The organism is Pseudomonas sp. PA-1-6B, assembly GCF_021609545.1.
Taxonomy (GTDB): domain Bacteria; phylum Pseudomonadota; class Gammaproteobacteria; order Pseudomonadales; family Pseudomonadaceae; genus Aquipseudomonas; species Aquipseudomonas fluorescens_BV.
On record NZ_WJZM01000028.1, the window covers coordinates 53,864 to 76,483 of the forward strand.

Below are 22,620 nucleotides of genomic sequence, written 5' to 3' on the forward strand. Positions count from 1 at the left end.
CGGAGGACAGCTCAGTCTTCGACCTGGCCCAGTTCGCGCTGGGCGCGACGGTCGCCGGCGCGAGCAGCCGAACGCAACAAATCGTGGCCGATGCGCCGGTCACGGGCGTTTCCGCACTCGCGGCACATCAGTTGGCCAAGACGGCTCTGCGCGGCCACCACGCCTTCGCGGGCAGGTTGCTTGAGCAAGCGTCCGGCGAGATGCTTGATATTGGTGCTCTGCCCCAGGCGCGGGCTGTCGAGCAGCCACAAAGCGACCTTCAAGGAAAAACGCTTGGGTGCGGTAACAGTTTGGGGCGTGTCGGTAACAGAAGGTGATACTGAGCGAAACTTCATAAAGCACTGTGGGGCAGAACGGAAGGCGCGCCACTCTACTCTTTTTTTCGTACAGGTAAAGCTGAAAAAACCGTGCACGCCCGTCCTAGAGCAAGCGCTCGGGACAATCCACAGAAGCTGTGGATAACTCAGTGGACAACCCCCCTTGAACAGGCGCAAAGCCCCATGGAACGGGGGCCGCAGTCAAACTGACGATTTTTTCACCAATAAAAAAAAGCGAGATTTTTCATTGACTTAAATTTTGATTACAGGCAAATGGGCGCACTTGCAGATCAGTGACAGCAGGGTTACACCCTCGGCCACAAATGTGCACAAGTCCCGATCAACTGGTTATATCGTCGGCGCTTTTTGATTCAACTCCGGTTAAACATGTTACTGACCGGGCAAACCCGAGGGCTTTTCAAATCCGCCTCGGCTCGCCACACTGCGCCACCGACAATGCAAACCAGTAGGGCCGATGAAAGGAATTCTGATATTCGCCGGGCTGCTACTGGCCATCTGCGCGATCTCCCTGGGAATCAATGCCGCACTCCCCTCTCCGGACGGCGCACTGTTCGCCATTGCTATCTTGCTGTCAGCCGCCTTTACCGCCGTGGTCCTGTGCATCGAACTCAGTGACGGAAGGATCAATGACATGCGCGAAGTGATCCACATGATCGAGACCGGCCAGTCCTTGCGATTGACGCTCGCCGCCTACGGGCTGGGGTGCGCCCTGGCCGCGTCCATGACCGTGCTGGTCTATCGCGAGTTGCTCGGCGGCTGATCGAAGTTTTTTTGCAATCGGCCTTCCCTTCCCTGTTTCAATCCGTTACTATCCGCGGCGTTAGTACCAAGCTGAAAGTCAATTCTGGTCGAATACGTCCCCTGAACCACATGGGATCGGCCACCTCGATGGTTTCCAGGTATTCCTTGCGACGACACTGCCTTTGAACAAGCAAAGGGTGCCGCGAAGTTCCAATACTCTGACCGAACCAACCTGCAAATTGATCAGGATCTTCACCCCGGGCCCAGAACCTTTGCCCCTGTTGTGTTGCCTGCCCTCCTAAGTACCTACCTGCCAGCCCAAGCGCGCCTAATTCAATAGCGCTTCAAACTGGCTGCTTTGTTCCAGTCGGGTTCTTCGTTTGATCAATGGTGATCAGCGTTACTGGAACGTTTTAACGTTGCACGGTTCTTATCCGTGTCATTTGTAGGAACACCAATAATATGAACGCTCAAATCCACACTCAGGATGCCATTCGCACCCTCACCAACGCTTTTGCCCCAATGAACTGCCTGATCATGGCCGCTCGCAAAGGCTGCTTCAGCTTCACCCTGGTCAACGAACACGGCATCGCTCGTCACAGCGAACGCCTGTACCCCGATCAATACTCCAGCGCAGAACCGCTGCAGGCCGTGATCGATCGTACCCGTCAGGCACTGACTGCCTGATCGACCCGCGTCGCTGAAACCGCAAAAACCCTGTTTGAATAACAGGGTTTTTTATTGCCTGGAATTTGGCCTTGAGTCGGTGGCGCTAAGTACAAATCGATATAAACGTTATAACCGATTGCAGAAGATGTTTTAAAAACAGTCCTTTACATCAGGAATATGACACTACACTTCAACTCAAGCGGCCTGATCCGCTTACGACGGGCCTGAGATCCGATTCATTGCTGCCAAGCTCCCCTTCTCAGGCTCGTCCACCCTTTGCAAGGACTGAGGCTCGTATGGGTATTGCCGCCAGTGAATTGTGTCGTTATGTGATCCGGCCGACGCTGATGTACCTCGGCCGTCACAGCTCGACAGCCGAATCCCTGCTGCTGGGCATTGCCGCCAGCCAGTCAGAACTGGGCTCGGCGCTGCATGACCGGCGCGGCCATGGCCTCTACAGCATCACCGAACCACGCCACCGCGCTCTCTGGGATGACTACCTGGCCCTGGACCCGGAACGCGCCAGCCTGGTGCGCGGGCTGGCCAGCCAACATGCGTTCCTCAGCGCGCCTCAGTTGGAGTTGACGGTGAACCTGCGCTACGCCACGGCCATCGCCTGGTTGCTGGTGGAACAACAGCGCCCTGCCCTACCCGCACCCGGCGATGTGCTGGCCATGGCGCGTATCTGGAAAGAAATATTCCATCCACAAGGCCGCCTGCGAGATTTCACCCAAGCGTGGCAAACCTGTGTAAGCCCCATGAAACAGGCAGCTTGCTGACCGGGCAAATTGCAAGATTCGGCAAAAAACGGCAATTTTGGTCGGATTGTCCTACAAAACCGCTCTATCTCCTGCATTACAGCCTATAGCGCGATGTGAAATTTATTGATACTTTCCGCTGCGGTGATCACACGGAGTTCTAATAATGAAAAAAGTAATGCTCAAGACCACACTTGGCCTCGCCGTTGCCATGGCATCCTCCCAACTGTTCGCCAGCGGCTTTGCCCTCAACGAACAGAGCGTCAGCGGGATGGGTACCGGTTTCGCAGGTCGCTCTTCTTCTGCCGATGATGCGAGCACTGTGTTCGGTAACCCTGCCGGTATGGCACGCCTGGAAGGCCAACAGATCACCGGTGGCGTTGCAGCCATTGATGCCTCCACCGATATCAGCAATGTCAGCGGCCGCTCCGCTGGCAGCAACAAAGGCGATATGGTGCCTTTCACTGCCGTGCCTTTCGGCTTCTACACCAATAAGCTCAACGACCAGTGGGCTGTCGGCTTCGGCGTCTATGCGCCGTTCGGCCTGGTGACCGACTACGAAAGCGGCTTCCAGGGCCGTGGCTTTGGCAGCAAGAGCGAAGTGAAAGTCATCACCTTGCAACCGACCGTCAGCTACGCCTTCAACGACCGCGTTTCCGTGGGTTTTGGCCCGACCATCAACCGCATCGCCGGCACCCTGGAATCGGACCTGACGCTGAACCCTCGCGCGCCAGACACCAATATCAAGATCAAGGGTGACGACACCGCGCTGGGCTTCAACATCGGCATACTGGTCCAAGCCACCGATACCACCCGCGTCGGCCTGACCTACCACTCCAAGGTCAGCTACAAGCTGGACGGCCACACCGAAGTCACCGCACCGACCGCGACCTCGCCGTTCCTGCGCAGCAACCGCTATGACGCCTCGCTGAAAATCGACACACCTGAGTCCTACGACCTGTCCGTCACTCAAGACCTGACCGACGCGTGGAAACTCTATGCCGGTGCAACCTGGACACGCTGGAGCCGCCTGAAAGACATCACCGTCAAGAACGAAGGCGTCAGCGGCGCTACTGGCGGCGCGCTTGCCCCGGGCCTGGTCAGCACAATCAAGGAAGACCAGAACTGGCACGACACCTGGGCCTACGCCGTGGGTACTTCGTACCAGCTCACCAAGCAAGTTGTACTGCGTACCGGCCTGACATTCGACCAGTCGCCCACCAACAACACGGATCGCTCACCGCGCATCCCGACCGGCGACCGTACTATCTTCAGCCTGGGCCTGGGCTACCAGGTCATGGATAACATGACCATCGACCTGGCCTACTCCTACCTGAAGGAAGAGGACGTCAAGGTTTCACGCTCCAACCAATTGGCCAGCTACAACGCCAAGTATGAAAACAGCGCCAACGGTTTCGGCTTGGGCATGACCTACAAGTTCTAACCCGCAGCCAAACAAAAGCCCCGCTCTCCTGTGAAGGAGGCGGGGCTTTTGTTTGGCTGGCGGTCAGGGTTTGGAAGCCAATGCCTGTTCCACCGCCTTGATCAGCTCTGGACTGTCCGGCTTGGTCAGGCTGGAAAAACTGGCAACCAGATTGCCCTGGCGATCCACCACATACTTGTAGAAGTTCCACTTGGGCGCCGCGTCGGCCTGCTGTGCAAGTACCTTGAACAGGTGCACCGCATCCGGCCCCTTGACCTTCTGCGGCTCGGTCATGGTAAAGGTCACGCCATAATTCACGTAGCAGACCTTGGCGGTTTCTTCCCCGGTCTTGGCTTCCTGCTTGAAGTCATCGGACGGCACGCCGATCACTTCCAGGCCTTCGCCCTTGTAGCGCTGATACAACGCTTCCAGGCCTTTGAATTGCGGGGCAAAGCCGCAGAAGCTCGCCGTGTTGACGATCACCAAGGGCTTGCCAGCGAATTGCTGGCACAGGTCGATGGATTCCTTGGCCCGCAGCTTGGGCAATTGGCCCTCCAGCAACGGTGGGCAACTGGCGGCCATCGCCACGCTACCAATAGCCATCAGGACGGGTACAGCGAGCCAGCGCATCTGCATGTCAAAAGTCCTTGAGTCAGTTCAGACCCACAACTTAGCAGATCGCCATGCCCAGTTGCATCAACGCCAGGCCGCCCCGTTGCCAACCCCACCAGGCCAGCAGCAATAACCCCAGCCCCACAGCCAACAGCATAAGACGCGCTGTCATGCTCATGCCGCCTCCATCTGCGCCTGAATGCGCGCCACCGGCCGCTCACGCACCGGCCAATTCAGCGCGGCGGCAAGCAGGCTGAGTAAAATTGCCACCTGCCAGATCAAATCGTAGCTACCGGTTCGATCATAGACCACCCCGCCCAGCCACCCGCCGAGGAACGAGCCAAGCTGGTGGAACAGGAACACAATCCCGCCGAGCATCGAGAGGTTGCGCACCCCAAACAGGGTCGCGACGGTGCCATTGGTCAGCGGCACCGTGGACAACCACAAAAAGCCCATCGCCATGCCAAACAGATACGCCGTGACTTCGGTGACCGGCGCCCACAGGAACAACACAATCACTACCGCCCGCAACAGGTACAAGCCGGTGAGCAGACGCGGCTTGGACATGCGGCCACCGAGCCAACCCGCCGTGTAGGTGCCAAATACGTTGAACAGGCCAATCAAGGCCAGCACCGTGGTGCCCACCGTGGCCGGCAGGTGCTGGTCGACCAGGTACGCCGGCAAGTGCACACCGATAAACACCACTTGGAAACCGCACACAAAAAAACCGAAAGACAGTAGCCAGAACCCGGAGTGAGAGCAGGCCTCCTTGAGCGCTTCACGCAGGGTTTGCTGACCGACCGTGACCGGCAACGGTCGATCCTTGAGCATGGCAACCAGCGGCAGGATCAACGCCACCATCAAGCCCAGCGCCAGCAACGCTGCGGACCAGCCCAGCCAACCAATCAAGCCGAGGGTGCCGGGCACCATGGCGAACTGGCCGAACGAGCCGGCGGCGCTGGCAATGCCCATGGCCATGCTGCGTTTTTCCGGCGCAACGGCGCGGCCAACCACGCCGAGAATCACCGAGAACGAGGTGCCGGACAGGCCAATGCCAATCAGCAAACCTGCGCTCAACGACAGTGACCACGCGGAGTCGGACATGCCCATCAGCACCAGGCCGACGGCGTACAACACCCCGCCGACAAACACCGCCTTGGTCGCGCCGAAACGGTCGGCCAAGGCCCCGGTAAATGGCTGCGCCAAGCCCCAGATCAGATTCTGCAAGGCGATGGCAAAGGCAAAGGTTTCACGCCCCCAACCGAATTCGCTGCTCATCGGCGCCAGGAACAGGCCAAAGCCATGCCGTACGCCCAAGGACAACGCCAGGATCAGCGCACTCCCTAAAAGGACCCAACCACTGGTGCGCCACATCGAGGTCATTTCTTATTCTCCGCTCGCGGGTATATACCCGCTTGTAGTCGAACAAACCGCCGTTCAGGCGAGTTCATCCAGCAAGGCCAACAACATTTCGCGCTTTTCGGCGCCGAGCTTATCAATCAATTTTTGTTGCGCCGCTTCCCAAGCCGGTAACGCGGCAGTCAGCCGCTCTTGCCCTGTGGCAGTCAACACCACCAGGCGGTTGCGCAAATCATCGCCCTCCACCAACTGCACCAGCCCCTCACCTTCCAGGACGCGCAGGTTGCGCCCCAGGGTGCTGCGATCCAGGCCCATGGCGTCCGCCAGGCTGGAAATGCTCGGTTGATCGAGGCGCTGCAGGTTGCACAACAGAGAATACTGGGCAACGTTGATCCCGAAGCCGTCGAGAGCGCCGTCGTAGTGCCTGCTGACGCCACGGGCGGCGCGTCGCAGGTTGGTGCATAAACATTGGGAGGCAAGCATAGAGCGTGTATATACCCGGAGTTAACCAATTGCAAGAAGGCGTTACAGCGCCAGCCCGACCAGTACCGCGACTTCAAGCAGCTCCAGCAGTGCGCCAGCAGTGTCGCCGGTGGTACCGCCCAGACGCTTGACCATCAACTGGCGCAGCCACACGAAACACAGTGCCGCCAGCAACACCGCGATACCGCCGCTGAAACCGCCGATCAGAATGCAGGCCAACCCGCTGAGGATCAGCACCTGTTGGCCGACAATTCGCGGCAGATGGTCTGACAGTGCCTGGCCCAATCCGCCCGCCCGCACATAGCGCGTGGTGAGAAACAGCGCCAGCATCGAAGCGCGTCCGATCAGGGGCGCCAGGATCAAGGCGGCGCCATTGTGTTGCTCGATCAACGCCACCAGCGCGCTGAACTTGAGCAGCAGCACCAGGCCCAGGGTGACCACCGCAATCGGGCCGCTGCGCGGGTCTTTCATGATGCTGAGGGTGCGCTCGCGGTCGCCAAAACCACCCAGCCAGGCATCGGCGCTGTCGGCCAGCCCGTCCAGGTGCAGGCCACCGCTGAGCAACACCCAGGCTGTGAGCAGCAACGCGGCGTGCAACAGCAACGGGGCGCCCTGCAACATCTGGTTGAGGCCCCATAACAGCACGCCGAACAGCAACCCTACCAGCGGATAAAACAGCAACGAACGGCCCAGCTCTTGAGGCTGCGGCATGCCCGGCAAGCGAATGGGCAGGCTGCTGAGAAATTGCAGGGCGATCCAGAACGGCAGCATCGTCAGCGCCCTTCCTTCAACACGCCATCGGCCTCAACCTGCAGGCCGAACAAGGCGCCGTGACCAACTTCGACATTCAGCAGTTGCTCACGGGGCAACCCTCGCGCCTCGGCCAGCAGCAGGCGCATCACACCGCCATGACTGATCAACAGCACCCGCTGACCAGCATAGGCCTGATGCAACCGGGCGATAGCGCCAAGCACCCGCCCGGAAAACTGGATGACAGGCTCACCCTCCGGCGGCGTGAAGTCATAGGGGTTGGCCCAGAACAAGCCCAGCCCTTCGGCATCGGTATCCATCAACGCGGCCGCACTCTGCCCTTCCCAGGCGCCGAAGTGCAGCTCCTGCAAGTCAGGCTCCAGACTCACCGGCAAATCAAGTTGCGTCCCCAGCTCCTGGGCGAACAGAGCGCAGCGTTGCAGCGGCGAGCTGATCAGCCGATCCCACGGCCCTTGCCCCACCACTGCGTCGCGCATCTGCTGCCAGCCGTTGGCGGTCAGCGCATCGTCCAGGCTGCCACGCAGGCCGCCGCCCAGCTCGGTTTCGCCGTGGCGCAGCAGGTCCAGGCGCAAGGTCATGCGGGGCGATCCGCCACGGCGGCTTCGGCGAAGGTCGCCATCTGCCCGTGCAGCGCGCATGCCAGGCGCAACAAGGGCACCGCTAACGCCGCGCCGCTGCCTTCGCCCAGGCGCAGGCCCAGTTCCAGCAACGGTTGCGCATCGAGACTGTGCAGCACATGGCGATGACCCGGCTCAGCACCCCGATGGCCGAACACCAGCCATTCGCGGCATGCAGGGTTCAAGCGCACCGCCACCAGCGCGGCCACGCTGCAGATGAACCCATCCACCAGCACCACCATGCCTTTCTGGGCGCAGGCCAAGTAAGCACCGACCAGCGCGGCTATTTCAAAACCGCCGAGATTGAACAGGGTTTGCAATGCATCGCCGCGCTGACCGGCGTGCAACGCCAAGGCGCGCTCGATAACCGCGACCTTATGGCTGACCCCTGCGGCGTTCAAACCGGTACCAGGGCCTGCAAGGTCAGCGACCTGGCAATCCAGCAATGCGCAGGCCAAGGCACTGGCCGCGGTGGTGTTGCCGATGCCCATCTCGCCGCCGATAAACAGCTGCGCGCCGCCTTCCAGGGCGCGGTGTGCGCTGTCTCGCCCGGCTTGCAGGGCCAACTGGCCCTGGGCCTGGGTCATCGCCGGGGCATGGACAAAATTGGCCGTGCCCGCACCGATATTCAGGTGACGAACGCCAGGCAAAGCCAGGGAAGGCGTGACCGTGCCAAGGTCAACCACTTCCAATTGCGCTTCCAGTTGCCGCGCCAACACGCTGATTGCCGCACCACCGGTGACGAAGTTTTGCAGCATCTGCCCGGTCACCGCCTGGGGAAATGCCGACACGCCTTCAGCGACCACGCCGTGATCGCCGGCAAAAATCGCGATCCACAGGTGATCCACCGACGGTTTGACCTGGCCCTGCAAACCCGCCAACCGCACCGCCAGGGCCTCCAACTGGCCGAGGGAGCCAGCGGGCTTGGTCAACTGCTGCTGACGCGCCAGCGCCTGTTCGTGGGCTGTGGCATTCACCGCCTTGCAGGGGTTGAGCCACCAGGAATCGGTCATAACGCAGTACCTTTCAAAGTCAGGGGCAAGCCGGCGACCGTCAGCACAACGCGCTGACATTGCTCGGCCAAGGCTTGATGCAGCCAACCGGCTTCATCCACATAACGGCGAGTCAATTCGCCCAGCGGCACGACACCCAGACCGGTCTCGTTGCTGACAAAAATGATTTCCCCCGGCAGCGAGGCCAGGGTTTGCAACAGTTGATCACGCTCGCACGCAAGGCGCGCCGGGTCTTCGAGCATCAGAAGATTGGTGAGCCATAAGGTCAGGCAATCCACCAGCAGGCAGCGATCAGTGGCGGCGTTCTCGCGCAGCACGCGCGACAGCTCGATGGGCTCCTCAACCAGGCCCCAATGGCCGGGGCGACGCTGGCGGTGCAAAGTGACACGCTCGTTCATCTCACCGTCGAGCGGCTGGCTGGTGGCGATATAAATGACGGCAAGCCCGCTCTCTGCGGCAAGCTTTTCGGCCAGGCGGCTCTTGCCCGAACGGGCGCCGCCGAGGATCAATTGATACATGCAAAGGCCCCTGACAAACAATGTGGAAGCGGGTTTGCTCGCCGATAGGGTGTATCAGTGAATGCACCTATGGCTGACCCACCGCATTCGCGACGGTCTGACAGCCGGCGCATATCCATCTGATGCTCCGCCATCCAAATGTGGGAGCTGGCTTGTCGGGTCGCCGCATCGCTGCGAAGACGGCCTGACAGCCAACTGGGATGTTGGATTAGACCGAGTGCATATCCGTTATGTAGGTAACGGCCACTTAGGGTTCCGCCCTGACGGCGGCTCACTTTTGAAAAGCGCAAAAGTAAGCAAAACGCTCTTGCCCCACCACTCGGCACCTCGCCTAGGCTCGGTGTGCCCGAAATCCGCCAGTGATTTGGGGGGCCGCCGCCCCGCGCCATCCATGGCGCGGGGCGGCTAAACCGGCATCCCTGCCGGTTTACCCTCCAAATCCCTGTCGAATTCCGGCCAGCGTGGTTTAACGGGGCGCCTAAGATCAAAAGCAGATCAAGAGCGGCTCGCTTCGCATCGTGGTTACCGTTGAGCACTACAGCGTTGTGTAGATACACATGGCTATCGCAGGCAAGCCCGCTCCCACAATCGGATCGTGTGAACACCGTCAGATCCCACATAGCTTGCGCAACAAATCGGTGTCCAAGTGGTGCTCCACCAAGTCCGCCAACCGCTCGATATCGCGCTCGCGCAAGCCGTGATAATCCACCTCTTGCACATCCTGCAACCCGGCCCAACGCAGCAACGCGCTGCACGCTGCCGGGGTCTCGAACAGGCCGTGCAGGTAGGTGCCTAGAATTTGCCCATCGGGGCTCTGCGCGCCATCGCTGCGACCATCGTCCAGCAGGACCGCAGCGCTTGCCAAGGCAGCGCCGCAGGTCACCCCGGCATGGATTTCATAACCGCTGACGTCGGCATCTTCCAATACCAGACGCCCACGCACATTGCGCAGTTGTTTCTCTTGTTCCAGGGTGGTGCTGAACGCCAGCAACCCAAGGCCATCACTGGAACCGGCCAGCCCTTCCAGGCCCAACGGGTCGTGGACTTGCTCGCCGAGCATCTGCAAGCCGCCGCAGATCCCCAGTACCTTGCCGCCATAACGCAGATGCCGCGCCACGGCAGTATCCCAGCCGTTGGCACGCAGATAGGCCAGGTCACTGCGCACGCTTTTCGAGCCCGGCAAGATGATCAGGTCAGCGGCAGGTATCGCCTGGCCCGGCCCGACGAACTGCAAGTCCACCTGGGGGTGCAAGCGCAGCGGGTCGAAGTCGGTATGGTTGCTGATGCGCGGCAGCACCGGCACCACCACCTTGAGCACCTGGGCGGCCTTGTCGATCTGGCGCTGGTCGATGCCGTCTTCCGCTTCCAGGTGCAGGTCCATCACGTAGGGCAGCACGCCGACTACCGGTTTGCCGGTGCGCGCTTCGAGCCAGTCCAGGCCTGGTTGCAGCAACGCGATATCGCCGCGAAAACGGTTGATGATGAAGCCCTTGACCCGCGCCTGCTCACTGGGCGACAGCAGCTCCAGGGTGCCGACCAGATGGGCGAACACGCCGCCGCGGTTGATGTCCGCGATCAACAGCACCGGGCAGTCCACCGCTTCGGCGAAGCCCATGTTGGCGATGTCATTGGCGCGCAAATTGATCTCGGCCGGTGAGCCCGCGCCTTCGACGATCACCACCGGGTAGGCCTGGCTCAAACGCGTGTGGGAGGCCAGCACCGCTTGCATCGCAATGGCTTTGTAGTCGTGATAGGCCACGGCATTCATGCTGGTGACAGCACGGCCATGGATGATCACTTGGGAGCCAGTGTCGCTGTTGGGCTTGAGCAACACCGGGTTCATGTCGGTGTGGGGCGCCAGGTTGGCAGCCTGGGCCTGCACCGCCTGGGCGCGGCCGATCTCGCCGCCTTCGGCGGTCACCGCGCTGTTGAGCGCCATGTTCTGCGGCTTGAACGGCACCACCGCGACACCCTGGCGTACCAGCCAGCGACACAGCGCAGTCACGAGGGTGCTTTTACCGGCGTCGGAGGTGGTGCCCTGCACCATCAACGTGGTCATGTGGCGTCCTTGTAGGCGGCCAGGGCTTCATCAAGGCGCAGCCAGTCGGCTTCGGTGTCGGGCAGGCCCAAGCGCACGCTGCTGTTGTGCACAAACAGGCGCAGCAGGATGCCGCGCTGGGCCATGAACTCGTGAAGCCGTTCAGCGTGGGGGGTAATCAACCACTGGAACAATGCGCAGCCACCCTGAGGTTGAAGGCCGCGGCGCCCAAGCAACTCGAACAGACGCTGGCCGGCTGCGATGCAACGGCTGCGCTGGCGCGCATGCCCGTCGGTGTCGCGCAGGCACACTTGGCCCAGCACCCGCGTCGGCCCACTGACGGCCCAGGGCCCGACCTGTTCGGCCAACAGCTTGAGCAACTTGCGCTCGGCCAGCACAAAACCCAGGCGCACGCCGGCCAGGCCGAAGAACTTGCCGAATGAGCGCAGCACGATCAAGCCGACCTGATCGGCATGGCTGGCCAGGCTCAAGTCCGGGGTCACATCAATGAACGCCTCGTCCACCACCAGCCAGCCACCGCGCTGGGCCAGCCGCGCATGCCAGTCCAGCAGGCGTTGCGGGCTCAGGCTCAAGCCCGTGGGGTTGTTGGGGTTGACCACCACCAGCACGTCGAGGCTGTCGAGAAAGAAGTCGACTTCCTGCTCCTGCACTTCGCGCACCACATAACCGGCGCGGCGCCAGGCTTCGGCGTGCTCGGCGTAACAGGGCGAAAGCACGCCGACCTTACCGGAACGACGCAGTCGCGGCAGCAGTTGAATCGCTGCCTGGGAGCCCGGCACCGGCAGCAACGGGCCGGCACCGTAATACTCGCTGGCAGCCTTCTCCAAGCCGTCATCGGTTTCCGGCAAGCGCGCCCAGGCACGCAAGGGAATCTCGGGAATCGGCCACGGCCAGGGCGCAAGGCCGCTGGACAGGTCGAGCCAATCCGCTTCGGCAATGCCGTACTCAATCGCGGCCTTACGCAGCCGACCACCATGTTCAAGCATAGATTTGCGCCCCCACGCACAGGACCAGCAGCCAGAGCCATACGCCGCGCTGCACCAGTTGCCAGCCGCGATCAATGGAATCGGCGTCGGCCGGCGGGCCTTCGCCCAATGGCGGGCGCTGATGCACCTCGCCGTGATAAATCGCCGCGCCGCCGAGCTCCACACCCAAGGCACCGGCCCCCGCCGCCATCACCGGGCCGGCGTTGGGGCTGTCCCAGGTCGGCCCCTGGGTGCGCCAGCATTTGAGCGCCAGGCGGGTTTTACCCAATAGCGCGTAGGTTAAAGCCACCAGGCGCGCAGGAATATAGTTGAGCACATCATCGATCCTGGCGGCTGCCCAACCGAAGCGCTCAAAGCGCTCATTGCGATAGCCCCACATGGCGTCCAGGGTGTTGCTCAGACGATAGAGCACCACGCCCGGCACACCGGCCACCACGAACCAGAACAACGCGGCGAATACCGCATCGCTGCCGTTCTCCAGCACCGATTCGGTGGCCGCACGCGCGACTTCCGTGTGGTCCAGTTCGCTGGTCTGGCGGCTGACCAGGTAACTCACACGTGTACGCGCTTCGTCCAGGTCGTCACTGCGCAGGGCCTGGGCCACCGGCATCACGTGCTCACCCAGGCTGCGCATGCCCAAGGCGCAGTACAGCGCCAGGATCTCCAGCAGCCAGCCGATATAAGGCGCCCACGACAACGCCGTGGCCAGCAGGGTCAGCGGCACCACCGCGATAAACCACGCGGTCACACCATGGCTGCGCCAGCCACGCCCGCCAGTATTGAAACGTTGCTCGATGCGCCCGGCGAAATTGCCGAACGCCACTAGCGGATGCCAGCGCCTGGGCTCACCCAGCAGCGCATCCAGCGCCACCGCAGCGACACACAGCAAGGCCACACTCATTGACTCACTCCCCACTTGTTTTCATACAGCATGTCACTTAGCGGTCGCGGCTCGGCCCAGCCCTCGAGCTGCAACATCGGTGCTGGGTAAAACTCTGCCACCGGGCCCAGGCACAACACTGCCAGGGGCTTTGCGCCGGGTGGCAAACCCAGCAACTCGGCCAGGGCCTGGGGGTCGAACAGCGAAACCCAGCCCATGCCCAACCCTTCCACGCGCGCCGCCAGCCACAGGTTCTGGATGGCGCAGGAGAGCGAGGCCATGTCCATTTCCGGCAAGGTGCGGCGCCCGAAAATGTGGCGCTCACGATCGTCCATCAAGGCGGCGACCAGTACCTCGGCGCAGTCGTTGATGCCTTCAACCTTGAGTTTCATGAACGCATCGGAGCGCTCGCCCAATGCTTCGGCGGTGCGCACACGCTCTTCTTCCACCAACTGTTGAATCTGGCTGCGCAACGAACGGTCGCTGATGCGGATAAAACGCCACGGCTGCATCAGGCCGACACTGGGCGCCTGGTGCGCGGCGTGGAGCAGGCGTTGCAGCAGCTCAGGCGCGACGCTGCCACCGCGGAAGTGGCGCATGTCGCGGCGTTCGGCGATGGCGCGATAGACGGCCTCGCGATCGGCTTGGGGGAAAGCGTTGTCAGTCATGGCCTCTTCGCGAGCAAGCCCGCTCCAACATTTGGAATGCATTCCCCTGTGGGAGCGGGCTTGCCTGCGATAGCTGTCTCAAGGTCAGGCGCAAACAACGCGGCCACCGCGCCAGGATTCGACGGAAAATAAAAGTGCACATAGGACGCCGTCATCCGCCCCTGTCGATAGACCGCTTCGGCACCGCGCCCGCCGTTAGGGCTAAGCCCACGGGCAATCGGCGCCCATTCGGTACTGGTCAGGGAATGATGATAGGTATGCCCACGCAAGGTCCCCTCCGGCAGCTCGACACTTTGCAGCGCCAGGGCCGCGAGTTTCTTTTGCATCACCGCATCGCCTTGCAACAAGCCAACCAGTTCGGCGCGTGTACCGTCCACATCGGTCAAGGAGTCGAGCAGATAGAGCATGCCGCCACATTCAGCGAGCAGTGGCTTGCCAGCGGCGTGATGAGCACGAATGGCGTCCAGCATCGAAGTATTGGCCGACAATGCCTGGTGGTGCAGTTCCGGATAGCCGCCGGGCAGATAGAGGCTGTCAGCTTGAGGCAATTGGCGATCATGGATCGGTGAGAAGAACTTCAACTCGGCGCCCATCGCCCGCAGCAAATCCAGGCTGGCACCGTAGGTAAAGGCAAAGGCTTCGTCACGGGCCACGGCAATCCGCACACCGGCAAGCAAGGGCTCGGCTTCGATCACTTGCGGCGCGGCAAAGGTCACCGGCGGCGGCAGGGCCACTTCGCAACTGCTGCCCAACGCCTGGGCGGCGGCATCCAGGCGTATATCAAGGTCATTCAGTTCGCTGGCTTGCACCAGGCCCAGGTGGCGGCTGGGCAGTTCGATGCCAGTCTCACGGGATAACGCGCCGTACCAACGCAAGCCCTCGGTGAGGCTGCCTTCGAGCAATTGCGCATGGCGCAGGGTGCCGACGCGATTGGCCAGCACGCCGGCGAACGGCAGGTCGGGCTGATAGCGCGCCAGCCCCAGGGCCAAAGCGCCGAACGTCTGGGCCATGGCGGTGCCATCGATCACGCCCAGCACCGGTACACCGAAGTGCCGCGCCAGGTCAGCGCTCGAAGGCGTGCCGTCGAACAGGCCCATGACGCCTTCGATGAGAATCAGGTCAGCCTCCCCCGCTGCCTCCCAGAGCAGGCGGCGGCTTTCCTGCTCGCCCACCATCCACATGTCCAACTGGTACACCGGCGCGCCACTGGCACGCTCGTGGATCATCGGGTCGAGAAAGTCCGGCCCGCATTTGAACACGCGCACCTTGCGCCCCAGGTTGCGGTGCAAACGGGCCAGCGCGGCGGTGACCGTGGTTTTGCCCTGGCCAGACGCCGGAGCGGCGATCAATACGGCCGGGCAATGACGGGGCTGATTCAAAGTTCGACGCCTTTCTGTGCCTTGATACCGGCCTGGAACGCGTGCTTGAGCATGCCCATTTCGGTGACGGTGTCGCCCATTTCGATCAGCTCAGGCTTGGCGCCACGGCCGGTGACCACCACATGCTGCATGGGCGGGCGCGCTTGCAGATCGCTGAGTACCTGGTCCAGGTCAAGGTAACCGTGCTTGAGGGCGATGTTCAGTTCGTCCAGCACCACCAAGCCGATAGAGGGGTCATTCAACATGGCCCGGGACACCGCCCAAGCCGCTTCGGCGGCGGCGATATCGCGCTGGCGGTCCTGGGTTTCCCAGGTGAAGCCTTCGCCCATCACATGAAAGCGCACCTGCTCGGGGAAGCGGCGGAAGAACAATTCTTCGCCGGTGCTGTTACGCCCCTTGATGAACTGCACCACACCGCATTGCATGCCATGCCCCATGGCCCGGGCCAACATGCCGAACGCCGAACTGCTCTTGCCTTTGCCGTTGCCGGTCAGCACCAGCAGCAGGCCGCACTCGTTGGGGGAATTGGCGATGCGCTCGTCAATCACGGCTTTTTTGCGCAGCATGCGCGCCAGGTGGCGTTCGTCGCGGTCGGGGGAATCAGTCATGGCAGCGCTCCGTTGGGGCTGGACAAAAACGGCGGGCAGGAAAAAGAAAAAACAGACAGCCAAGCATCGCCCACCGTGATGCTGTTGGATGATCCAGGCCGGTCTCCGGGCTCATGAGTGGCGCTTTTGATAGCAAGCAGCCGAGGGTGCGCCTTCCCATATCGCACGCGATACAGTGGCAAACAGCACCGTCTTGACTCATTTACCGTTGCGGGGGCAGCGCCGGAATCGCGGCGGCACTGTGTACAAGTGCGCTCACTCACCGGTTTCCCTGTTTCACTCTGTCGACGCGCGCGCCACAGAGCACCTGGAACAAGCCGCGAAGGTTAGTGGGTTGGGGGTGGAGCGTCAATTAAAGCTGGCCTTGTACTTGAACCATCTGCCGTTCGTGCTTCTCTACCCCTACAGGTATCAAGGAGAAAACCATGCCTAAAACCCGACTCGCCCTACTGATCATGCTTGCAGGCAGCCTCGCGGCGTGCGGCGAAAGTTCGACCCTGCAGGTCGCCGATGGCACCGGGCCCTCGCCCAAGTTGCCGGAGCCGAACAAGACGCTGATCCCCACCGTCAATATCGCCCCGGCCATCGGCTGGCCCGAAGGCGCCAAGCCCATCGCCGCCGCCGGCACCCAAGTGGCCGCGTTCGCCGAAGGCCTGGATCATCCGCGCTGGCTCTACGTGCTGCCCAACGGCGACGTGCTGGTGGCCGAGACCAATGCACCGCCCAAGCCGGACGATGCCAAAGGCGTACGTGGCTGGGTGATGGAAAAAGTTATGGACCGTGCCGGTGCCGGGGTGCCGAGCCCGAACCGTATTACCTTGCTGCGCGATGCCGACCATGACGGTGTGGCAGAAACACGCACGGTGTTCCTGGAGAACCTCAATTCGCCGTTTGGCATGACCTTGGTAGGCAACGACCTGTATGTGGCCGATTCGGATAAATTGCTGCGCTTCCCCTATCAGCCAGGTGAAACAGCCATCAACTCTCCGGGCACCAAGGTGGTGGATTTACCCGGTGGCCCCCTGAACCACCACTGGACCAAAAATGTAGTGGCCAGCCAGGACGGCAGTAAGCTGTACGTGAGCGTCGGCTCCAACAGCAACGTCGGCGAAAACGGCCTGGAAGCCGAACAGGGCCGCGCCGCCATTTGGGAAGTCGACCGCGCCAGCGGCCAACACCGCATTTTTGCCTCCGGCCTGCGCAACCCCAACGGCATGGCGTGGGAGCCACAGAGCGGCAAGCTGTGGACGGCGGTCAACGAACGCGATGAGATCGGCAGTGACCTGGTGCCGGATTACATCACCTCGGTCAAGGATGGCGGCTTCTACGGCTGGCCTTTCAGTTATTACGGCCAGCATGTGGATGTGCGTGTCACCCCGCAGAACCTGGACATGGTCGCCAAGGCCATCGCTCCCGACTATGCGGTAGGCCCTCATACTGCATCGCTGGGGCTGACCTTCGCCGAGGGCAGCAAACTGCCCGCTCCCTTCAGTAATGGCGCATTTATCGGCCAGCATGGTTCCTGGAACCGCAAGCCGCACAGTGGCTACAAGGTGATTTTCGTGCCCTTCGAAGGGGGCCAGCCGAAAGGGCAACCGGTGGATGTGCTGACGGGGTTTCTTGATAGCGATGAGAAAGCCATGGGCCGGCCGGTCGGCGTGGTGATAGATCAGCAGGGGGATTTGCTGGTGGCCGATGATGTGGGCAATAAGGTTTGGCGGGTGTCGGCTGCTAAGTAAATCGCCACACACCAATGTGGGAGCGGGCTTGCCCGCGATTACGGTGCCCCAGCCAACCAATCCGTTGACTGACACACTGCATTCGCGGGCAAGCCCGCTCCCACATTTTGGAGTTTTATTGATTCAGGGATTACGCGCCAGATTTCCTGGCAACACGCGCTTGGCACTCAGGTAGGCATTCTGCCAATACGCTTTGGATAGCGTATCCAGCTTCACCGTACCGCCGGTCTGCGGTGCATGCACGAAGCGCCCTTCGCCCACATAGATGCCCGCATGGCTGACCCGCGAACCACCACCGGTGGCGAAGAACAGCAGGTCGCCGGTTTGCAGGTTTTGTTCGCTGACGTCCTGGGCACGCATCACGATCAATTCACGGGTGGTGCGCGGCAATGAGATGCCGGCAGCGTCGCGGAATACAAAGCCGATCAGGCCACTGCAATCAAACCCCGAGTCCGGTGTGTTGCCACCCCAGCGATAAGGCGTGCCGACCAGGCCCAGCGCACGAAAGAGCACGTCTTCGGCAGCAGGCGAGAAATTCTGGGTGGCATAGTTGAACACCGGCTTAGGCTTGACCGCGACGGGCGCGGGCGGCGGTGTACGACTGGCGCAGGCGCTGAGCAGCGCGGCGCAAACAATAAGCATCAGGCGGGCCGAGGTCGACATGTGCAGAACAATCCTGGTCTGGATGCGGCTTTCGCTGCCGAACGTTGAAAACCAGAACGCGCAAGCAAAGCTCGCGCGAACGGATGACAACAATGTCCAGGGATTCTAGCGCTTACACGTCAAACTTCAAGTAACACTTTAACTTTACTTACTAGCGGTAACCGTAGTCGGAGCCATGGCGAGTGCACGCTTGGCTTCGATGAAGGTTTTGCTCCAGTAGCTGTCACCCAGGTTATCGACCCGAACACCACCACTGCGGCGGCTGCTGGAATGGATAAATTGGTTATCGCCCAGGTAGATACCGGCGTGACTGACACGACCGCGGCCACTGGTACTAAAGAAAAGCAGATCACCGGGCTTGAGGTTGTTGCGTGCGACCAACGGTGCATTCACGTTGATCATCTCGCGTGTAGAGCGCGGCAGATTCATGCCGGCTTCTTCACGAAACAGGTAACCAATGAAACCACTGCAATCAAAACCGGCTTCCGAGGTGCCGCCGAAACGGTAACGGGTACCGATCAAGGACATGCCGCGCTCAAGGATGCTGTCGGCCAGAAGAGGCAGTTGGTAAGGCTTGCTGTCAGAGAACTCGGCGAGTTCTTTTTCGGTTGCCACCTCTTCTTCATAAACAGAAGCAGACTGTGCAGCAACGAACTTTGCCTGATTTTGAACCTGTGGTTTTTGCTGTTCTGCCACCTGCTGAGGGTGGGAGGCGCAACCAAACAACAGGGTAACGAGTGCGAGAGGCACGAGGGGTGCGAAGCGATTTAGCATGGGCACGACCGTGGCTGATGTGTAAAGAAGCCGAGACTATGCCCTCTATCACATCGATTTGCAAATTCAATCGTGATCTATGTGACTTATCGTTTCGACTATGCCATCTAAGCCGTGATTCCATTTATCGCTTCAGTTGCGTAGCCCTTCGGGCTCAAACGCAGGTTTTCTGACGCCTTGAAAATGCCGACACACGGAAAATCAAGACCTTACCAGCCCAAGGTTTCTTTCAGGAAAGGGATCGTCAATTTTCTTTGTGCCTGCAGGGAAGCCTGGTCGAGTTGCTCAAGCAAATCGAACAGCGCGCTCATGCTGCGGGTGCCACGGGTGAGGATAAAGTGCCCGACTTCGTCGGTCAGGTGCAGGCCACGACGGGAAGCGCGCAGTTGCAGCGCACGCAGCTTGTCCTCATCGGATAACGGACGCATCTGGAAGATCAACGCCAGGGTCAGGCGCGACTTGAGGTCTGCCAGCTTCACCGGCAGTTCACGCGGCGAGGTGGACGCGGCGATCAGCAAGCGCCGGCCGCTGTCGCGCAGGCGGTTGAACAGATGAAACAGCGCCTCTTCCCACTCCGGCTTGCCGGCCACTGCCTGCAGGTCGTCGAGACACACCAGTTCATATTGCTCAAGGTTATCGAAGATGCCGATCCCGCGGTCCATCAACTCGGCCAAGGGCAGGTAGACCGCCGGCTCGCCCGTCTGCTCGAAACGCAGGCATGCGGCCTGCAGCAGGTGGGTACGCCCCACGCCATGCTTGCCCCACAGATAGATCAGGCTTTCAGTCCACCCGGCGTCGGCTTCGCAAAGCCGCTCCACATAGCCGAGTGCAGCGGCATTGGCGCCTGGGTAGTAGTTGATAAAGGTAGCGTCATCACGCAGACGCACACCTAGGGGCAGCTGAATCGGTTTCATGCTGACTGAACGGCTCCCATCGAACCGTTAGTGGCCTCTATGTAAAGTTTGCAAAGTTTATACCCGTGACGCCGGGCGCACAATGCAGCAGACCACAAGCAAAATCAAAGGTTTGCGTTAACCCGGCGGTTTTACGCAGATTGTTTGACGCACCCGGCGCCAGAAACAACAAACCCGGCCAGGGCCGGGTTTGTGACACCGCGATTACAACTCGGGCTCATCCACCCCGGTATACACGTCCGAATCCTTGTACAGGTCGTGCACATGGCGCACCAGCACCATGATCACCGCCGCCACCGGCAGCGCCAACAGGATGCCGGTAAAGCCGAACAGCTCGCCACCCGCCAAAATCGCAAAGATTACTGCCACAGGGTGCAGGCCGATCCGATCGCCCACCAGCAGTGGCGTCAGCACCATGCCTTCCAAGGCCTGGCCCACCATGAACACTGCGACAATCCCCAGCATCGGGTACAGGTCGCCGCCGAACTGGAACAGCCCGGCCACCAGCGCCGCACCGATGCCGATCACAAAGCCCATGTAGGGCACGATGGCCGCCAGGCCCGCGATCAAGCCGATCAACAGCCCCAGCTCCAGGCCGATCGCCATCAGGCCGGCAGCATAAATCACCCCCAGGGCCAGCATCACCAGCAACTGGCCACGCACGAACGCGCCCAGTACCTCATGACACTCCGCTGCCAGGGAAACAACGCGCTCTTCCCGGTCGCGGGGCAGCAGGCTGCGGATCTTGGCCATCATGATGTCCCAGTCTCGCAGCAGGTAGAACGCCACCACCGGGATCAGCACCAGGTTGGTCAACCAGCCGATCAGCGCCAGGCTCGACGCAGTCGCCTGGCTGAGCACCACCGTGACGATATCGGTGGTCTTGTCCATATGCTCGCTGATAGCTGCCTTGACCTTGTCGAATTTCCAGAAGCCATCCGCCAGCCCGAACTTGGACTGGGCCCACGGCATCGCCGTGTGCTGCAACCAGTCGAGCATCTGCGGCGCCAGCTCATAGAGGCGAAACAGTTGCTTGGCCAACATCGGCACCAATATCAACACCAGCGCCGTGATGATCAACGTGAACAGCGCAAACACCGTGATCACGCCCCAGGTGCGCGAAATGCCGACTTTTTCCAAGCGATCCACCACGGGATCGAACAGATAGGCGAGCAGCAGCGCCACCAGAAACGGCGTCAGGATCGAATGCAGCAAGAACACAAAAACGCACAGCAGGACAATCCCGCCAAGCCACACCCAACGACGCGTATCCGCCATAAACCACTCCATCTGTTTTTTACGCCCTTCTTCTATATAGAAGGAGGACCACTAGTTACCAACGAAAACGCAGTTGCGCCTGGGGCTCAGGTGCAACAGCCGGTTGCGTGCCATCGATCACGGCTGGCTGGGCCGGGGCTTCGCCAGCAGAAATTTCCTGCAGCTTGGCCAGGCTCAATTGGGTGCGCAATTGTTCGGCGCTGCCATTGACGCGATACACAATCCGGTTGCCATCCACCCACTGCGGCTGGCCGCCAAAGGGCTCCAGCAAACGACCCAGGGCGGCGTAGCGCTCCAGGTTCATGCCTTGCACTTCAAGCAGTTGCTCAGTGCTCACGCCCGGCTTGACCGCAAAGCGTGGCGCCAGCTTTTGGCTGACCGCCAGCAATACCGCATCAGCGAGCGCGGCAGTGTCAGCGCCTTGGGCGGTGCCCTCCTCAGCCTTGTCGCCCAGCCACAGGCGCCATTTGGCCTGCCATTGACTGCCTTCCTGGCGCGCATGCACCGCCAGCAAAGCATCGGCACCGTAACGCTCGGAGGCTGCGCGCAAAGGCGTGGCGTCGGGGCTTTCAAGATTCGGCGCGGTGGCGACTACCTGTTCATCCAGGTCTCCCAGCGGCAGGCGCAGCGGCAGACCCCGGTGTTGCGCGGCCCGGCGCAGGGCCTGGGCAACGGCCTGGCCATCGCCGACCAGGCTGCTGCCTTCAGTTGAATCGTTCAGCCACCAACCCAGGATCGACGGCCGGTTGCTGCCCCAGATCGACAGGCCCGCATCACGCAAGGCGCGGTCGGTGCTGACCGGGTCGAAGTCCACTTGCAGGCTTTCGGGCGGGCCGGCATCGTAGCCGTACTGACTGATGATTTGTTGCGGGTCTTTGCGGATCGCCGCCAGGCCTGGGCCATCGGCGGCCTTGGCGTCGCCGGTCAGGCGGATCACCAGGGTCTGCACGGCACGCTGGGTGGCCTGGTCGCGCTCTTGGGGCGACTGGCTGCTGACCGGTTCAAGTACTTGATAGAGGCCATTGAGGGTTTCGGCATGACTCGCCAGGCTGACCAACGACAAGCAGCCTACAAAGAAGAATTTACACAGACGCATGGAAGATTCCCGAACGACAAATTTAGCGGTTGGAACAGACCGCGTGATCTCGGCTTGGCAAGGCTGTGACACAGCGACCGGTAAAACATTCACAGGGTCCCGGTAAGTTTTCATACTGTCATAACGCTAGCGAGTTCAAGGCTATACCTTAATACGCACGATTACCGGCCCGATTTGCATTTTTTTGAACTCATATGCCCTGCCCGTCGGCCCGAGGATGGCCGCTGCCCCTCAAGCCTGATAAAATCGCGCGCCTTCGCAGACCGTCAACGGC

At 61.2% G+C, this 22,620-nt stretch carries 24 protein-coding genes and 1 riboswitch; of the genes, 5 read left to right on the forward strand and 19 right to left on the reverse strand.

Features of this window, described 5'->3' with window-relative positions; all coding sequences use genetic code 11:
- Positions 1-11: 11 nt before the first annotated feature.
- Positions 12-335 carry a hypothetical protein gene (locus GIV35_RS15035; protein ID WP_034128342.1) on the reverse strand — a complete coding sequence of 108 codons (324 nt, stop codon included), beginning with the start codon at positions 333-335 and terminating at the stop codon, positions 12-14.
- Between the two features lie 457 nt (positions 336-792).
- On the opposite strand from GIV35_RS15035, the gene GIV35_RS15040 reads away from it, so the two are divergent.
- The 4 genes from GIV35_RS15040 (at position 793) to GIV35_RS15055 (ending at position 3,950) form a co-directional block, all read left to right on the forward strand.
- Positions 793-1,098, forward strand: coding sequence for a hypothetical protein (locus tag GIV35_RS15040; protein ID WP_105227642.1), 306 nt, complete (start codon positions 793-795; stop codon positions 1,096-1,098).
- Positions 1,099-1,541: 443 nt separating this feature from the next.
- Positions 1,542-1,766 carry a hypothetical protein gene (locus GIV35_RS15045; RefSeq protein WP_003193022.1) on the forward strand — a complete coding sequence of 75 codons (225 nt, stop codon included), beginning with the start codon at positions 1,542-1,544 and terminating at the stop codon, positions 1,764-1,766.
- A gap of 278 nt (positions 1,767-2,044) precedes the next feature.
- Complete coding sequence (locus GIV35_RS15050; protein ID WP_054899027.1) at positions 2,045-2,527, forward strand: hypothetical protein; 483 nt, start codon at positions 2,045-2,047, stop codon at positions 2,525-2,527.
- 145 nt (positions 2,528-2,672) lie between these two features.
- Positions 2,673-3,950: an OmpP1/FadL family transporter gene (locus tag GIV35_RS15055; RefSeq protein WP_223023152.1), complete on the forward strand. Its 1,278-nt coding sequence runs from the start codon at positions 2,673-2,675 to the stop codon at positions 3,948-3,950.
- A gap of 63 nt (positions 3,951-4,013) precedes the next feature.
- On the opposite strand, the gene GIV35_RS15060 is transcribed toward GIV35_RS15055, so the two are convergent.
- The 13 genes from GIV35_RS15060 to cobO all read right to left on the reverse strand — a co-directional run bounded on the left by GIV35_RS15060 (position 4,014) and on the right by cobO (position 15,882).
- On the reverse strand, positions 4,014-4,565 hold the full coding sequence (locus tag GIV35_RS15060; protein WP_034128338.1) for a glutathione peroxidase: 552 nt from the start codon (positions 4,563-4,565) through the stop codon (positions 4,014-4,016).
- A gap of 150 nt (positions 4,566-4,715) precedes the next feature.
- A complete protein-coding gene (locus GIV35_RS15065) occupies positions 4,716-5,924 on the reverse strand; it encodes an MFS transporter (RefSeq protein ID WP_419789568.1) in 1,209 nt (402 codons plus the stop codon).
- A 54-nt stretch (positions 5,925-5,978) separates the two neighbouring features.
- Positions 5,979-6,383 (reverse strand): MarR family winged helix-turn-helix transcriptional regulator, encoded by a 405-nt coding sequence (locus GIV35_RS15070; RefSeq protein ID WP_034128336.1) that lies wholly within the window; start codon positions 6,381-6,383, stop codon positions 5,979-5,981.
- A gap of 42 nt (positions 6,384-6,425) precedes the next feature.
- Entirely contained in the window at positions 6,426-7,154 is a 729-nt protein-coding gene (locus tag GIV35_RS15075; RefSeq protein ID WP_056786972.1) for an adenosylcobinamide-GDP ribazoletransferase, read from the reverse strand.
- Positions 7,155-7,156: 2 nt separating this feature from the next.
- On the reverse strand, positions 7,157-7,732 hold the full coding sequence (gene cobC / locus GIV35_RS15080; RefSeq protein ID WP_223023151.1) for an alpha-ribazole phosphatase family protein: 576 nt from the start codon (positions 7,730-7,732) through the stop codon (positions 7,157-7,159).
- Positions 7,729-8,784, reverse strand: a complete 1,056-nt coding sequence (cobT, locus tag GIV35_RS15085) for a nicotinate-nucleotide--dimethylbenzimidazole phosphoribosyltransferase (protein WP_236265212.1) — start codon at positions 8,782-8,784, stop codon at positions 7,729-7,731. Before cobT ends, cobC begins: the two co-directional genes overlap by 4 nt.
- Entirely contained in the window at positions 8,781-9,302 is a 522-nt protein-coding gene (gene cobU, locus GIV35_RS15090) for a bifunctional adenosylcobinamide kinase/adenosylcobinamide-phosphate guanylyltransferase (RefSeq protein ID WP_236265210.1), read from the reverse strand. The genes cobT and cobU overlap by 4 nt, the downstream gene beginning before the upstream one ends.
- Positions 9,303-9,909: 607 nt before the next feature.
- The gene (locus GIV35_RS15095; protein WP_213153429.1) at positions 9,910-11,361 is read right to left on the reverse strand and encodes a cobyric acid synthase; all 1,452 of its coding nucleotides are present in this window, start codon (positions 11,359-11,361) and stop codon (positions 9,910-9,912) included.
- Positions 11,358-12,347, reverse strand: coding sequence for a threonine-phosphate decarboxylase CobD (gene cobD / locus GIV35_RS15100; protein ID WP_236265208.1), 990 nt, complete (start codon positions 12,345-12,347; stop codon positions 11,358-11,360). Before cobD ends, GIV35_RS15095 begins: the two co-directional genes overlap by 4 nt.
- Positions 12,340-13,248, reverse strand: coding sequence for an adenosylcobinamide-phosphate synthase CbiB (cbiB, locus tag GIV35_RS15105; RefSeq protein ID WP_236265206.1), 909 nt, complete (start codon positions 13,246-13,248; stop codon positions 12,340-12,342). The genes cobD and cbiB overlap by 8 nt, the downstream gene beginning before the upstream one ends.
- Positions 13,245-13,895, reverse strand: a complete 651-nt coding sequence (gene bluB / locus GIV35_RS15110; RefSeq protein ID WP_054899035.1) for a 5,6-dimethylbenzimidazole synthase — start codon at positions 13,893-13,895, stop codon at positions 13,245-13,247. Before bluB ends, cbiB begins: the two co-directional genes overlap by 4 nt.
- Positions 13,892-15,274 carry a cobyrinate a,c-diamide synthase gene (locus GIV35_RS15115; RefSeq protein WP_236265204.1) on the reverse strand — a complete coding sequence of 461 codons (1,383 nt, stop codon included), beginning with the start codon at positions 15,272-15,274 and terminating at the stop codon, positions 13,892-13,894. Before GIV35_RS15115 ends, bluB begins: the two co-directional genes overlap by 4 nt.
- Positions 15,271-15,882 (reverse strand): cob(I)yrinic acid a,c-diamide adenosyltransferase, encoded by a 612-nt coding sequence (gene cobO, locus GIV35_RS15120; protein ID WP_005790169.1) that lies wholly within the window; start codon positions 15,880-15,882, stop codon positions 15,271-15,273. The genes GIV35_RS15115 and cobO overlap by 4 nt, the downstream gene beginning before the upstream one ends.
- A 79-nt stretch (positions 15,883-15,961) precedes the next feature.
- Positions 15,962-16,208, reverse strand: a riboswitch (cobalamin riboswitch).
- Between the two features lie 99 nt (positions 16,209-16,307).
- Here cobO and GIV35_RS15125 point away from each other — a divergent pair.
- Positions 16,308-17,621 carry a PQQ-dependent sugar dehydrogenase gene (locus GIV35_RS15125; protein ID WP_236265202.1) on the forward strand — a complete coding sequence of 438 codons (1,314 nt, stop codon included), beginning with the start codon at positions 16,308-16,310 and terminating at the stop codon, positions 17,619-17,621.
- 123 nt (positions 17,622-17,744) lie between these two features.
- On the opposite strand, the gene GIV35_RS15130 is transcribed toward GIV35_RS15125, so the two are convergent.
- The 5 genes from GIV35_RS15130 to GIV35_RS15150 form a co-directional block, all read right to left on the reverse strand.
- On the reverse strand, positions 17,745-18,284 hold the full coding sequence (locus GIV35_RS15130; protein ID WP_003193049.1) for a C40 family peptidase: 540 nt from the start codon (positions 18,282-18,284) through the stop codon (positions 17,745-17,747).
- 144 nt (positions 18,285-18,428) lie between these two features.
- On the reverse strand, positions 18,429-19,058 hold the full coding sequence (locus GIV35_RS15135) for a C40 family peptidase (RefSeq protein WP_003193051.1): 630 nt from the start codon (positions 19,056-19,058) through the stop codon (positions 18,429-18,431).
- 209 nt (positions 19,059-19,267) lie between these two features.
- Entirely contained in the window at positions 19,268-19,972 is a 705-nt protein-coding gene (hda, locus tag GIV35_RS15140; RefSeq protein ID WP_014719395.1) for a DnaA regulatory inactivator Hda, read from the reverse strand.
- A 204-nt stretch (positions 19,973-20,176) separates the two neighbouring features.
- Positions 20,177-21,250, reverse strand: coding sequence for an AI-2E family transporter (locus GIV35_RS15145; protein WP_236265201.1), 1,074 nt, complete (start codon positions 21,248-21,250; stop codon positions 20,177-20,179).
- 55 nt (positions 21,251-21,305) lie between these two features.
- Positions 21,306-22,346: a DUF2066 domain-containing protein gene (locus GIV35_RS15150; RefSeq protein WP_236265200.1), complete on the reverse strand. Its 1,041-nt coding sequence runs from the start codon at positions 22,344-22,346 to the stop codon at positions 21,306-21,308.
- Positions 22,347-22,620: the final 274 nt, after the last annotated feature.